Source organism: Gordonia sp. DT218 (genome assembly GCF_049847105.1).
Taxonomy (GTDB): Bacteria; Actinomycetota; Actinomycetes; order Mycobacteriales; family Mycobacteriaceae; genus Gordonia.
In genome coordinates, this window is record NZ_JBNCNS010000010.1 from 1 (window position 1) to 13,779 (window position 13,779).

Below are 13,779 nucleotides of genomic sequence, written 5' to 3' on the forward strand. Positions count from 1 at the left end.
GGACACACGATGCCAAACAAATGGCATCAGACAATTCATCAACACACTATCGAGTTCTCAAAGAACACACACCCACCAGACGCATCTGTTTCCAGATCCGGCTCCGATGAGCTTCCCGAGAGCGCAGCGTACCGCACTCTTGTTCTTGGGAGTGGCCCCGCACAGTCAGCCCGAACCAGTGGCTCGGGCACTTCAGTTTCCCCGGTCCTTGCTGGCCCCGGGGGACTTGCTCTCTGCGGTGCATCGATTAAGTTACACAGGCGAGAACACAGCGTCAAATCGCCTGGTCAGAGCGATATTCTTGCGCCGGCAAAGCTCTTCTTCCCGCGACGGATGACCAACCAGGTGCCATGCAGCAGATCCGAGGCCTCCGGACGCCATTGCGGGTCGGTGATCTTCTCGTTGTTCACGTACGCGCCGCCCTCACCGATCGCTCGACGCGCGGCCTTGTTGCTCTCCGACAGAGTGGTGTCCACCAACAGTTCGACGATGGTCGGCTGCGTGCCGGCGTAGTCGGCCACTGTCGTCTCACCGACCGCGGCAGCAAGGGTCTGCTCATCGAGATCGGCCAACTCGGCACGCCCGAACAGCGCCTGACTGGCCAGTTCGGCGGCCTCGGTGTGGTGTTCACCGTGGATCAAGGTCGTCATCTCCGCGGCCAGACGTTTCTGCGCCGTCCGCAGGTGCGGAGTCTCCTCGGTGGCGCGCTCGAGTTCGGCGATCTCGTCGCGCCCGAGGAAGGTGAACCACTTCAGATACCGCACGACATCGGTGTCTGCGGTGTTCACGAAGTACTGGTACCAGGCATATGGGCTGGTCAGCTCCGGGTCGAGCCACAGACTGCCGCCACCGGTCGACTTGCCGAACTTCTTGCCGTCTGAAGACGTCACCAGCGGCACGGTCATCGCGTGCAGGGTGGAGCCGTCGACACGTCGGGCCAGGTCGACGCCGCCGACGATGTTCCCCCACTGGTCGGAACCGCCGATCTGCAGCGTGCAGCCATGGCGGCGGTGCAACTCGACGAAGTCGTTGGACTGCAGCAACAGGTAACTGAACTCGGTGTAGCTGATGCCATCGGCCTCCAGCCGGCGCCGCACGGTCTCCCTGGCCAGCATGACGTTCACCGAGAAGTGTTTGCCGATGTCGCGGAGGAACTCGACGGCCGACAGTTCGGCCGTCCAGTCCATGTTGTTGACCGTCAGCGCGCCGTTCGCCGAGTCGTCGATCCGCACGAAGCGACGGAGCTGCGCGTCGATCCGGTCGGCCCACTCCGCGACGGTGTCGGCCGTGTTCATCGTGCGTTCGCCGACCTCGCGTGGGTCGCCGATCAGTCCGGTCGCCCCGCCCGCGAGCACGATCGGCCGATGGCCGGCCTGCTGGAATCGACTCAGGGTCAGCAACGGGACCAGATGTCCTGCGTGCAGACTCGATGCCGTGGGATCGAAGCCCGCATAGAGCGTGATCGGCCCACGGGCCAATTCGGCGCGGAGCTCATCGAGGTCGGTCGACTGGGCGATCAGGCCACGCCACGCGAGCTCTTCGAGGATGTCGGTGGTCGGGCGGTCAGACGTCTCGGCGGTCACCCTTCGATCTTGTCATCCAAGGTGCCGGCAGGCGTCGCCCACCTGCATCGCGACCTATTCGGGTGTCGACTCCGAGGTGGTCAACGCAGCGTGTTCGGCATCGTCGACGCTGCGCGCCTCGTCGGCGAGCATCACCGGGATGCCGTCGGAATCGATCCGGTAGGCCACCCGCAGCCGTGGGTTGTAGAGCTCGTCGCCGGCGTCGAGCAGCGGCCCGTGGTCCTGCGGGCACACCAGCCGCTCACGTGTGATCGGGTCGATGGCTGCGGCACGTGACGTCACGTCGGCTCCCACTTTCTTGTCGCTCCTACCGGCCCAGAGGGCTCGGTCTGCCACTCTAGTCCGTCCGCCGCCGGGCGGACGATCTGCACCCAGCACGCGGTCCCGGTCGGTGATTCAGGTCCAATTAACTTCTACGGCAACACTTCTCGTGTAGCGCCGATATCGCCCGTCGATGTCCCGGTACCAGACCCGGGCACCTGGTCGGGGCAGCCCCATCATCGCGAACCGGGTGGCCAGCGGCCGGTAGGAATCGGAGACCGGGATCTCGTCGACCACCCAGATCAGATGTGGACGTTCCTCGGCCGGTAGCGCGCCGAGTCCGATCCGCAGGGCAGAGACGGTGAGGGATTCTGCCCTGTCTCCTCGTCGACGAGTCGTCACCGCGGCCACCGCGAGCTCGTGACCGGGTTCCCCGATGCCGTACACGGCGACCTGGTCGACACCGCGGACCTGCGACAACGCGAACTCGATCGGCGGGATGTAGATCGGTCCCGGGGTGCTCCGGATGACGGATTCGGCCGAGCCGAAAAACCAGAGGTCGCCGTTGGCGTCCCGTTGGAAAAGATGGCCCGACACCTCCCAGCGATCCCGCTCGGCAAACACATCGCGCAACACCGTCGACGACGTCTCGAACCGTTGACGCGCCTTGGCCATCAGCAACCCGACCTCGCCGACACCCGCCTTGCGGACAAACCCGGAGTCGTCGATGTCGAGCCGTCCCGCATCGACGTCGAACGCCGCGACCTCGACCGGATTCGTCTCCGGCAGCGCCTGTCCCATCGATCCGACCTTGTCGCCGGAGACGTTCGCCAGGATCGCCGAACCATCTGCGGTGGCGAAGAACTCGAGAACCCTGGCCCGCGGGAATCCCTCGAGGACCTCCGCCCAGAGACCCGACGGCATACCCGAGCCCATGAACAGGCGGATGGGGTTGTACTGGTTGATCTGGAACCCCTCGGAGCGGACCACCTGACGCAGCATCGACCAGGTGTACGAGACGACGGTGACGCCGTATCGGTGCACTTCGGACGCGAAGGTCTCGGCGTCGATCCGTTCCGACAACGCGATGCGAGACCGACCCACGACGGTCGCGCCCAGGGTCGTGAGCAGGCCCGATGCGTGATGCAGCGGTGGCAGGCAGTAGACCGTGTCCCGGTCGGTCAGCCCCGCCGCCGAGGCGGCGCCGAACGCCGACATCGCGAAGCGGTGGTTGGTGACCGGCCATGGTGCGAGGTTCCCGCCCGCACGGGTGAAGAGGATGAAGGCGAGATCGCCTGCCAGTCCGGGATCGCGGCGGTACCACGACGGTATCCGGACCTCGTCCGGATCGATCTCCTCCATGTCGATGATCGTCCGGCCGTCGGCGGCATGGATCGCGCGTGCCTCGGCGCTACCGCCACCGAGCACCAGTACGCGGTCGGTGTGCTTGGCGGCGGCGTCCAGGTGATTCGGATCGGTGATCATGATCGAGCACTCGCCGAGGCGGAGCATCTCGGGGATGTCGCCGTCGGCGGCCAGCAGGACCGCGACCGCGCCCAGTCGCGACAATGCCGCGACGACGACGAGCGCACTGGGCCGGGTGTCCATGAGTACCCCGACGTGCACACCTGGTCGGACACCGCAGTCGATGAGACCCGCGACCACGTTGTCGATGCGAGCGTTGACCTGGGCGTGCGTCAGTACGCGGTTCTCGAACAGGAAGAGCTCGCTGGCGGCCGCGCGCTTGCAGTTCTCCGACATCAACTTGCCCAGCGAGATCCGCGTGCCGGATTGGATCTGTCCCAGCCGCAACAATCTGGGCACCGTCCGCACCGACTCCTGGGCCACCGCCCGCGACGTCCGCTGCAGGGAGTTCGCGAGGGCGATCAACTCGCGAGACACGCCCGCGCCCGCATCGGTCATCGAACCGAGGCCGTGCGTGATCCGCGACGAGATGCTCACCCCGGTACCGTGCGGGTCGAGGTTCTCGGGCATCTCCTCCACCAGCAGAGGGCGGTCGCCCTTGCCGGACTGCCACAACACCCACTCCGACGTGGTCGGCCAGGTGTGCCCGCCCGCGGTACTGCCCACCACCAGCCCGAAATGTCCTACCGGGACCCGAGATTCGTACACGTCTGCCACGGGCGCGGCCTGCACGATCCCGCGGACAGCGAGCGGCTGCCCGATGTCGTCGGCCTCGCCGATGAACGCCAGTATCGGGCAAGTGATCTCGGTCAGCGTCACGAGATCACCATTGATGACGAAGCCGCCGGACATCATGCGGTTGTGCACCACGAACTGGCGCAAGAGCTCGGCTACGGCCGGTCCGGACCAGGCCACCCAGCCCTCCGCCTCGATGAACCGCCGCTGATCCTCCCGGGGCAGCAACGCGTCCCGGTCGTGGAGCTTGCGGAGGAAGTCGACCCGACTGCGTGCGGTCTTGACCGGATCGACGAGCTGGAAGCCGGCGCGCGCCATCCAGCCGGGTACCCAGAGCCGGTTGAAGACCTTGTCTGCCAGTAATTCCGCTCCCGGCACCACCAGGTTGGCGGGCAGGCCGAGAGGCAGGGCTGCCAGTACGTCCACCGGGCTGCCGTAGGTGATGAGACTCGCAATGCCTGCGGAGCGTCGGTAGGCGGCCGTCTGGTACGCGAACATCCCGCCCTGCGAATAGCCGGCCAGGTGGACGTCTTTCCCGGTCGCCTCGATGATCAGGTCGATCGCCCTGCTGACCGCCACCACGTGATCGGCCAGGTTGCGCTCCATCCCGCCTTCCTCGGAATCGGGCGACCCGAAGTCGATGACCCAGGGGGTGATCCCGTTCCGGTGCAGGATCGACACCGCCCCGTTGAGATCCGTGACATCATAGACGTTGGCGGACACCATCATCGGTGGAACCAGAACGATCTGCGGACCATCCGTGGAGGTCCCCGGGAAATAGCGGCGCAGCCGGAACATCTTCTCGGTCTCCACCACCGCGTACGGCGCGGGCTCGGTGCCGGTGTCGAACCCACCGAATCGCAGTACCTCGAGACCGTTCTGAGCGGTCGCGAGTACCCGGTCGACCGCCGCCCCGATGTCGGGCAGCGCAGGAAGACCCACCATCGCGCTGTCCCCCTCCCATCCGTCGAGTGATGCATGTCCAAGTGATGCGTGTCACTGTACCGACCTCCCCGCGGGCCGGTGTCCTGAGCGCACCGTGCGCCTCCGGTAGAACGCTCCAGTAGAACTCAGCCGGACCAGCGGTCGCGCCGTGTGCGCACTTCGGCCTGCAGGGCGGACAGCTGCCGACCGACAGCCACCGATGCGGTCCCGCCATGGGCATTGCGCGATTCGATCGATCCACGCACTGTCAGTACGTCCCGCACCTCGGGACGCAGGTCTGGACTGATCGAGGCCAGCGTCTCGTCGTCGAGATCGGCGAGCCCGATGCCACGCTCTTCGGCCGCACGGACACTCGCGCCCGCGACCTCATGCGCCACCCGGAACGGAACCCCCTGGCGAACAAGCCATTCCGCGATATCGGTGGCGAGTGTGAACCCGGCAGGCGCCAGCTCTGCCATGCGGTCCTCGTGAAATTCGAGTGTCGCGACGAGCCCGGTGATCGCGGGCAACAGCAATTCCAGCTGGGCGACCGAGTCGAAGACCGGCTCCTTGTCCTCCTGGAGATCCCGGTTGTAGGCGAGCGGCTGAGCCTTGAGTGTGGCCATCAGGCCGGTCAGGTTGCCGATCAGGCGACCCGACTTGCCGCGCATCAGTTCGGCGACGTCGGGGTTCTTCTTCTGCGGCATGATGGAGCTTCCGGTCGACCAGGCGTCGGCGAGGGTCACGTAGCCGTATTCCGGGGTGCTCCACAGGATGACCTCCTCGGACAGCCGCGACAGGTCGACGCCGATCATCGCCAGAACGAAGGCCCCCTCGGCCGCGAAATCGCGTGCCGACGTCGCATCGATCGAGTTCTCGGCGGGCCGATCGAAACCCAGATCCGCCGCGATCGCGGCCGGGTCCAGCCCGAGCGAGGATCCGGCGAGGGCGCCGGAACCGTAGGGAGAGACCGCGGTTCGACGATCCGCGTCGGCGAGTCGATCCACATCCCGGATCAGCGGGTGCGCATGCGCGAGGAGATGATGGGCGAGCAGGACCGGCTGCGCGGCCTGCAGATGCGTCTTGCCTGGCATCACCGCATCCGGATGTGCCTGAGCCTGCGCGATCAGCGCATCCACCACGTCGAGCACGCCCACGGCCACGCGACCGATGGCCGCGCGCAACCACATCCGGAACAGGGTCGCGACCTGATCGTTGCGCGATCGCCCGGCGCGGAGCCGGCCCCCGAGTTCCGGACCCACACGCTCGATAAGACCACGCTCGAGTGCTCCGTGAACGTCCTCGTCGGATTCGGCAGGGCCGAACGAGCCGTCCGCGACGTCGGCCGCGAGCTGCGACAGACCGTCCAGCATGGCGGCGAGATCGTCGTCGGTGAGCAGGCCGGCCCGATTGAGCACCCGAGCATGCGCCTTCGACGCCTCGACGTCGAACGGTGCGAGCGCCCAGTCGAAGTGCGTCGACTTGCTGAGCGCGGCCATCGCCTCGGCAGGACCGCCGGCGAAGCGTCCACCCCAGAGCGATCCCTCGTTGGTGGCGCCCGGTGCGGGTCGATCAGGGCCGTTGCTCACAGATCGAGATCCCGCCTCGCCGCGATCTTCGACGACAGCCCGTGCAGCTCGACGAATCCGCGCGCCGCGGACTGGTCGAAGCTGTCGCCCTCGTCGTAGGTGGCGAGGTTGAAGTCGTAGAGCGATTCCGGGCTGCGACGACCGGTGACCGCGATGTGACCGCCATGGAGAACCAGGCGGATGTCGCCGGTGACGTGTTCCTGGGTCGACGCGACGAACGCCTCGAGCGAGCGCCTCAACGGCGAGAACCACAATCCGTCGTACACCTGTTCGGCCCACTTCTGGTCCGTGAGCCGCTTGTAGCGCCCGAGCTCGCGTTCCAGCGTCACATGCTCGAGCTCCTCGTGTGCCCGGATCAGCACCATCGCACCCGGGGCCTCGTAGACCTCGCGGCTCTTGATGCCGACGAGTCGGTCCTCGACGACGTCGAGCCTGCCGACGCCCTGCGCACCGGCGCGCCGGTTCAGTTCCACGATCGCCTCGAGGACGCTCACCGGCCGGCCGTCGATGGCGATCGGGCGCCCCTTGTCGAAGGAGATGATGACCTCGTCGGGAGACTGCCAGTTGACCGTCGGATCCTCGGTGTAGCTGTAGACGTCCTTCGTGGGCGCGTTCCAGAGATCCTCGAGGAACCCGGTCTCGACGGCGCGGCCCCACACGTTCTGATCGATGGAGAACGGCGACTTCTTGGTCACGTTGATCGGGATGTCGTTCTCCTCGGCGAAGCTGATCGCCTTCTCCCGGGTCCATGCATAGTCGCGCACCGGGGCGAGAACGTCGAGATCGGGTGCGAGCGTGGCGAATCCGACTTCGAATCGCACCTGGTCGTTGCCCTTACCCGTGCAACCGTGGGCGACGACGGTGCCACCGTGGTCGCGAGCCGCGGTCACCAGATGCTTGGCGATCAGGGGCCGTGAGATCGCCGAGACCAGCGGGTATCGGTCCATGTAGAGCGCATTGGATGTGATCGCCGACAGGCAGTACTCGTCGGCGAACTCGTCACGGGCGTCGACCACCACGGCCTCCACCGCACCGCAGTCCAGTGCCCGTTGGCGCACCACGTCCATGTCCTCGCCACCCTGACCGAGGTCGAGGGCGACGGCAACCACCTCCTTGCCGGTCTCCTTGCCGATCCAGCTGATCGCAACCGAGGTGTCCAGTCCGCCCGAGTACGCGAGTACGACGCGTTCCGCCATGATTCTCTCCTGTAGTTCGTCCGCACCCGCGGCGTATTCCTGTGCCGACTCCGGTGCCTTGTGATTGATTGTGTCTGAAGGGCCGAGCTGTGGGGCCACGTGGTGCTACACGAGGCCCTCGATTCGTCGGGACAACTCTGTGCCGTCGACCGGTTCGCGTGCGACGACGAAGATGGTGTCGTCGCCTGCGATCGTGCCGACCACGTCCGGGAGGCTGGCCCGGTCGATGGCGCTGGCCAGGTAATGGGCCGCCCCGGGCGGCGTCCGCAGGACCGCGAGGTTGCCGCTGCTGTCGGTCGACACGAGTAGTTCCGACAGCAGGCGCGCCAGCCGGTCGGTGCCGCCGAACACACCGCGGACGGGAGATCCGTCCTCGGGGACCACGTACACGCCTGCGCCGCCGTCTGGCGCGCGGAGCTTGACCGCGCCGAGTTCGTCGAGGTCGCGCGACAGCGTCGCCTGTGTCGCGTCGATGCCGGCGTCGGCGAGAAGGTGCTGCAACCCGGACTGACTCCGCACCTGGTGGGTGGACAGGATGTCGATGATCCGTGCGTGCCGGCCCGCCTTGGTGGCGGCGAGCTTGGTCTCGCCGTGCTCCGTGGCCGCCGAGGTGGAGTCACCTGTCGTGGTCATCGTTGCTCCAGCAGCCAGATCAGCAGCGCCTTCTGCGCGTGCAGGCGGTTCTCGGCCTCGTCGAGGACGACGCTGGCCGGGCCGTCGAGTACGTCGTCGGTGATCTCCTCACCGCGGTGGGCGGGCAGGCAGTGCAGCACGATCGCCGCCGGATCCGCATGGTCCAACAACTCGTGGTTGATCTGATACGGAATGAACGGCGCATGTCGGTCCTTGCCGTCGCTCTCCTGACCCATCGAGGTCCATGTGTCCGTTACCAGGACGTCAGCGCCGGTCGCGGCCGCTACCGGATCCGTCACGATCCGCACCGACCCGCCGGTGAGCCGGGCCCGCCGGGTCGTCGCCTCGACGACGTCGGCGTCCGGTTCGAAACCTGCAGGCGCACTGATGGTGACGTGCATACCTGCCGTGACGCCGCCGAGGGCGAGCGAGTGGGCCATGTTGTTCGCACCGTCGCCGAGATAGGTCATCGACAGCCCTGCCGTCTTCCCCTTCCGTTCGATGATCGTCTGCAGATCGGCGAGCACCTGACACGGGTGGAAGGTGTCCGAGAGTGCGTTCACGATCGGGATGGTGGCCGTCGACGCCATCGCCTCGAGGCGGTCCTGGCCGAAGGTCCGCCAGACCACGGCGTCGACGAACCGCGACAGCACACGACCGGTGTCCTCGATCGTCTCGTCGCGGCCGAGTTGGGTCGTGGTGCCGTCGACGACCACCGCGTGCCCACCCATCTGTGCGATGCCCATCTCGAAGGAGAATCTCGTGCGGGTCGAGTTCTTGTCGAAGAGGACCCCGACGCCCCGCGGCCCCTCGAGGGGACGATGGGCGAACGGCGCGGTCTTGACCTCGGCGGCGAGCGCCAGCACCTGTGCCTGCTCGTCGGGGGTGAGGTCGTCGTCGCGTAAGAAATGACGGGTCATGCGGTCTTCCCCTGTGGGTCGTCGGACGATGGGGTCTGCGCCGTGGCCGCGTCCAGGATCGCGGGCAGCGCAGCGACGAAGGCCGCGCCATGGTGTTCCGTCAGGATCAGCGGTGGTGCCAGACGAAGGACGTCGGGTCCCGGTGCATTGATGAGGAACCCGGCCTCCCGGGCCGCGAGTTCGGTCTCGGCGGCGATGGGATTGTTCAACACCACGCCGAGCAGCAGGCCCGATCCACGCACGTGCGACACCTGCGGATGGCCGAGGTCCTCGATGCCGGTCGCGATCGACTTGCCCAGGGACGCGACGTGGTCGACGAGGCCGTCCTCGTCGATCACTCGCAGCACCGCCAGCGCCGCGGCGGCGCAGGTCGGGTTGCCGCCGAAGGTGGTGCCGTGCTGACCCGGTTCGAAGAGATCGGCCGCCGGCCCCGAAGCGATGCACGCACCGATCGGCAATCCGCCCCCGAGACCCTTCGCCAACGTCATCACGTCGGGCACGACGCCCGCGGCCTGATGAGCGAAAAACGAACCGGTACGGGCGATCCCGGTCTGCACCTCATCGAAGATCAGCAGTGCGCCGCGGTCGGAGGTGATCCGTCTGGCGGCGGCCAGATATCCCTCCGGCGGCACGACGACGCCACTCTCGCCGAGGATCGGTTCCAGGATGACCGCCGCCGTGTTCTCGGTGACCGCGGCCTCGAGTTCGCCGACGTCGCCATACGGGACGAAGCGCACGCCCGGCGGCATCGGCTCGAAGGGCGCCCGCTTGGCGGGTTGACCGGTCATCGCGAGCGCACCCATGGTACGGCCGTGAAAGGCACGCTCGGCCGCGACGATCTCCGGACGCCCGGTTCGCCGAGCGAGTTTGAACGCGGCCTCGTTCGCCTCGGTACCCGAATTGCAGAAGAACACCCGCCCCGGGTGACCGAACTTGTCGAGCAAGCGCTCGGCGAGTTCGACTGCGGGCGCGCTGATGTAGAGATTGGAGACATGACCCAACGTCTGGAGTTGGGTGGTCACCGCATCGATGATCGCGGGATGCGCATGCCCGAGAGAGTTGACTGCGATGCCGCCCAGCAGGTCGAGGTACTCTTTGCCGTTCGCGTCACGAACCACGGCGCCCGACCCGTTGGTGAGCGCGACCGCGGGCGTGCCGTAGGTGTTCATCAGCGCGGCCGACCACCGCTCCTGCAATGGCTCGGTCATGATGCGCCTCCTGAGTTGTCGGAGTCGGCGACGACGGTCGTCCCGGTCGAGCTCTCGGTCAGCAGTTGTGCGAGCACCGAATGCGGCACCCGCCCGTCGATCACGTGGGCTTGGCGCACGCTGCCGTTCACGGCTCGCAGACACGCCTCCATCTTCGGCACCATGCCGGCGTCGAGTGACCCGAGCAGCGCGTCGACCTCGGACGTGGTGATCTGCTCGACCAGTGAGGTGCGGTCCGGCCAGTCGGTGTAGAGACCTTCGACATCGGTGAGCATCACCAACCGCGACGCTCCGAGCGCATCGGCGAGTGCACCGGCTGCGGTATCGGCGTTGATGTTGTGGACCACCCCGTCGCGGTCGGGCGCGATGGTCGAGACCACCGGGATGCGGCCCGCCGCGACCAGGTCGAGAACCGCAGAGGTGTTCACCGAGGTGATGTCGCCGACGAGACCGATGTCGGTGGCGGTGCCGTCGACGAGAACCGTTCGGCGAGAGGCGGTGAAGAGATGTGCGTCCTCGCCGGTGATGCCCACCGCGTAGGGGCCGTGGGCGTTGATGAGCCCGACCAGTTCGCGACCGACCTGCCCGAAGAGGACCATCCGCGCGATATCCATCACCTCGGGGGTGGTCACCCGGAATCCGCCACGGAACTCGCCCTCGAGCCCGAGTCGCTTCAGCATCGCGGAGATCTGAGGACCACCCCCGTGGACGACCACGGGGTGGATACCGCAGGCACGCAGCAACACCATGTCCGTGGCGAAGGCCCGTTTGAGATCGTCATCGATCATCGCGTTGCCGCCGTACTTGACCACCACAGTGGCGCCGTGCAGCGCCTGCAACGCCGGAAGCGATTCGGCGAGCACCATCGCCTTGTCGAGCGCGCTCAGGACTCCCCCGCCGGTGCCCACAGGTTCTTCGAAGATGGCGCGGTCCCCGCCGATCGAGCCGTCTCCCCCGCCGATCGAGCCGTCTCCCCCGCCGATCGAGCTTGTCGAGATCATGACGAGTACGCCGAGTTCTCTTCGACGTACCCATGGGACAGGTCCGTGGTGCGGATGGCGGCCGTGGCGTCGCCGAGTCCGAGTTCGATCTGGACCGCGACGTCGGCGCCGGACAGATCGACGTCGCGCGCTCCCGGTGCTCCGCACCCGTTCACGCAGACCGGATTCCCGTTGAACGACACCGTGATCCGGTCCGGGTCGATGGTAACCGGCGAGATCCCCACCGCGGCGAGTACCCGACCCCAATTGGGATCCGATCCGAACAGCGCGGTCTTCACGAGCGAATCCCGCGCCACCGTCCGGGCAACGGCCACGGCATCGTCCTCGGTGACTGCCCCGCTCACGGTGATGATCACCCGTTTCGTGACCCCCTCGGCGTCGGCCATCAGCTGGGCGGCGAGGTCGTCGCACACCGCGAACACCGCGGCGTCGAGGTCGTCCTGGTCGACCGGGATCTGGCTGGCTCCCGAACTCAGCAGGAGCACGGTGTCGTTGGTGGAGCTCGAGCCGTCCACGTCCAGGCGGTCGAGGGTGCGATCGGTTGCCTTGCGCAGCGCCGCATCGAGCTGTGCCGCAGTGGCCTTCGCGTCCGTGGTCAGGACGACCAGCATCGTCGCCAGAGATGGTGCGAGCATGCCCGCACCCTTGGCCATCGCGCCGACATTCCACCCCTCGGGATGGTGCAGCGCAATCTGTTTCGGCACGGTGTCGGTGGTCATGATCGCGTGCGCCGCGTCGGTGCCGCCCGAGAGGCCGCCGCCCATCTCGTGCACGATCTCGGTCACGCCGGCAAGGACCTTGTCCATCGGCAGCCGGTCACCGATCAGACCGGTCGAGCACACCGCGACCTCGACCGCACCTGTTTCGGTACCCCAGTTGCTCAACGCCTCGGCGACCGCCTCGGCCGTGGCATGGGTGTCCTGGAAACCTTCGGGCCCCGTACACGCGTTGGCGCCACCTGAATTGAGGATCACCGCGCGCAGGCGACCCGTGGTGAGGACCTGCCGGCTCCACAGCACCGGCGCGGCCTTGACCTGGTTACGGGTGAAGACGGCAGCCGCCGCGTAATCGGGTCCCTCGTTGAACACCAGAGCCAGATCCTCGGCGCCGGAGGCCTTGATACCGGCCGCGATTCCCGCCGCACGGAATCCCAGGGGCGCGGTCACGCCCTGATCGCGGACCAGCCGTGGCGCATCCAGGGGCGCGCCGGGCGTGATCCGGTCGTCGTCGGTCGGAGCATTCGACTCGGATGATGTCGTCACGGTGCCACCCCCACGGTGCTCAGGCCCTCGGCCTCGTCCCAGCCGAGCGCGAGGTTCATCGATTGCACCGCCGCTCCGCCGGTGCCCTTGGTCAGGTTGTCGATGGCGGCGACCGCCACCATCGTCCCCGCACGTTCGTCGACGGTGACCGCGATCTGGACGGCGTTGCTGCCGATCACCGATCCGGTCGCCGGGAGCACGCCTTCCGGGAGCACGTGAACGAAGGTCTCGTCGCCGTAGGCCTTCTCGTAGGCGGCCCGGATCTCGGCGGCCGATGCGCTCGTACGCGCCGTGCAGGTGGCCAGGATGCCGCGCGCCATCGGCACGAGGACAGGCGTGAACGAGACGGAGACCGGGAGGTCGGCCGCCGCCGAGAGCGCCTGCGCGATCTCCGGGGTGTGACGATGCGCGCCACCGATCCCGTATGCCCGCGCCGAGCCGATCACCTCGGATGCCAGCAGATCGATCTTTGGTGCGCGACCCGCTCCCGAGGCCCCGCTCACTGCGACGACGCTGACCTGGGGCTCGACGAGACCGGCGGCGACCGCCGGACGCAGGGCGAGGACGGACACCGTCGGGTAGCAGCCGGGCACCGCGATCCGGCTCGCGTCACGAAGGATCTCCCGGTTGCCCGGCAACTCGGGAAGTCCGTACGGCCAGGTGCCGGCGTGCTCGCTGCCGTAGTAGTCGACCCAGTCCTGTGCGTTCTGGAGACGATGGTCGGCGCCGCAATCGATGATCAGCGTGGTCGGCGGCAGCGCGTCGGCGATCTCGCCGGATTTGCCGTGCGGAAGCCCGAGGAACACGACGTCGTGGCCGGCCAGTATGTCGGGAGTGGTCTCCTCGAGTTCCCGATCGGCAAGCGGCAGGAGGTGCGGATGCAACGAACCGAGCGTGCTGCCCGCGTTGCCGCCGGCAGTCAACGCTCCGATCTCGAGGTCGCCTGATCGCAGGCGCGGATGCCCACACAGGAGTCGAAGGATCTCTCCGCCCGCATAGCCGCTCGCACCGGCGACTGCCACCTTGATCGTCATGCGATCAT

The 13,779-nt window shown here is 67.3% G+C and carries 11 protein-coding genes; all 11 read right to left on the minus strand.

What is annotated here, in order from left to right; translation table 11 throughout:
• Positions 1-287 precede the first annotated feature (287 nt).
• The 11 genes from tyrS to argC all read right to left on the minus strand — a co-directional run bounded on the left by tyrS (position 288) and on the right by argC (position 13,771).
• Positions 288-1,583: a tyrosine--tRNA ligase gene (gene tyrS / locus ACPXCG_RS23470; RefSeq protein WP_425794777.1), complete on the minus strand. Its 1,296-nt coding sequence runs from the start codon at positions 1,581-1,583 to the stop codon at positions 288-290.
• Between the two features lie 54 nt (positions 1,584-1,637).
• Positions 1,638-1,865, minus strand: coding sequence for a Trm112 family protein (locus ACPXCG_RS23475; RefSeq protein ID WP_425794778.1), 228 nt, complete (start codon positions 1,863-1,865; stop codon positions 1,638-1,640).
• A gap of 114 nt (positions 1,866-1,979) precedes the next feature.
• On the minus strand, positions 1,980-4,949 hold the full coding sequence (locus tag ACPXCG_RS23480) for an AMP-binding protein (RefSeq protein ID WP_425794779.1): 2,970 nt from the start codon (positions 4,947-4,949) through the stop codon (positions 1,980-1,982).
• Between the two features lie 125 nt (positions 4,950-5,074).
• Positions 5,075-6,517 (minus strand): argininosuccinate lyase, encoded by a 1,443-nt coding sequence (gene argH, locus ACPXCG_RS23485; RefSeq protein WP_425794781.1) that lies wholly within the window; start codon positions 6,515-6,517, stop codon positions 5,075-5,077.
• Complete coding sequence (locus ACPXCG_RS23490; RefSeq protein WP_425794783.1) at positions 6,514-7,713, minus strand: argininosuccinate synthase; 1,200 nt, start codon at positions 7,711-7,713, stop codon at positions 6,514-6,516. Before ACPXCG_RS23490 ends, argH begins: the two co-directional genes overlap by 4 nt.
• A gap of 105 nt (positions 7,714-7,818) precedes the next feature.
• The gene (locus ACPXCG_RS23495; RefSeq protein WP_425794784.1) at positions 7,819-8,346 is read right to left on the minus strand and encodes an arginine repressor; all 528 of its coding nucleotides are present in this window, start codon (positions 8,344-8,346) and stop codon (positions 7,819-7,821) included.
• Complete coding sequence (argF, locus tag ACPXCG_RS23500; RefSeq protein ID WP_425794786.1) at positions 8,343-9,266, minus strand: ornithine carbamoyltransferase; 924 nt, start codon at positions 9,264-9,266, stop codon at positions 8,343-8,345. The genes ACPXCG_RS23495 and argF overlap by 4 nt, the downstream gene beginning before the upstream one ends.
• Positions 9,263-10,474 carry an acetylornithine transaminase gene (locus ACPXCG_RS23505; protein ID WP_425794787.1) on the minus strand — a complete coding sequence of 404 codons (1,212 nt, stop codon included), beginning with the start codon at positions 10,472-10,474 and terminating at the stop codon, positions 9,263-9,265. The genes argF and ACPXCG_RS23505 overlap by 4 nt, the downstream gene beginning before the upstream one ends.
• Complete coding sequence (argB, locus tag ACPXCG_RS23510; RefSeq protein WP_425794847.1) at positions 10,471-11,340, minus strand: acetylglutamate kinase; 870 nt, start codon at positions 11,338-11,340, stop codon at positions 10,471-10,473. The genes ACPXCG_RS23505 and argB overlap by 4 nt, the downstream gene beginning before the upstream one ends.
• Before the next feature lie 131 nt (positions 11,341-11,471).
• Positions 11,472-12,737 carry a bifunctional glutamate N-acetyltransferase/amino-acid acetyltransferase ArgJ gene (argJ, locus tag ACPXCG_RS23515; RefSeq protein WP_425794789.1) on the minus strand — a complete coding sequence of 422 codons (1,266 nt, stop codon included), beginning with the start codon at positions 12,735-12,737 and terminating at the stop codon, positions 11,472-11,474.
• Complete coding sequence (argC, locus tag ACPXCG_RS23520; protein WP_425794791.1) at positions 12,734-13,771, minus strand: N-acetyl-gamma-glutamyl-phosphate reductase; 1,038 nt, start codon at positions 13,769-13,771, stop codon at positions 12,734-12,736. Before argC ends, argJ begins: the two co-directional genes overlap by 4 nt.
• Positions 13,772-13,779 lie beyond the last annotated feature (8 nt).

What these genes read in the sequence shown, in the direction of transcription:
- ACPXCG_RS23490 (WP_425794783.1), bottom strand. Translation starts at nt 7,713, where the DNA reads ATGGCGGAACGCGTCGTACTCGCGTACTCGGGCGGACTGGACACCTCG.
- ACPXCG_RS23480 (WP_425794779.1), bottom strand. Translation starts at nt 4,949, where the DNA reads ATGGTGGGTCTTCCTGCGCTGCCCGACATCGGGGCGGCGGTCGACCGG.
- argF (WP_425794786.1), bottom strand. Translation starts at nt 9,266, where the DNA reads ATGACCCGTCATTTCTTACGCGACGACGACCTCACCCCCGACGAGCAG.
- ACPXCG_RS23505 (WP_425794787.1), bottom strand. Translation starts at nt 10,474, where the DNA reads ATGACCGAGCCATTGCAGGAGCGGTGGTCGGCCGCGCTGATGAACACC.
- ACPXCG_RS23495 (WP_425794784.1), bottom strand. Translation starts at nt 8,346, where the DNA reads ATGACCACGACAGGTGACTCCACCTCGGCGGCCACGGAGCACGGCGAG.
- argC (WP_425794791.1), bottom strand. Translation starts at nt 13,771, where the DNA reads ATGACGATCAAGGTGGCAGTCGCCGGTGCGAGCGGCTATGCGGGCGGA.
- argB (WP_425794847.1), bottom strand. Translation starts at nt 11,340, where the DNA reads ATGGTGCTCGCCGAATCGCTTCCGGCGTTGCAGGCGCTGCACGGCGCC.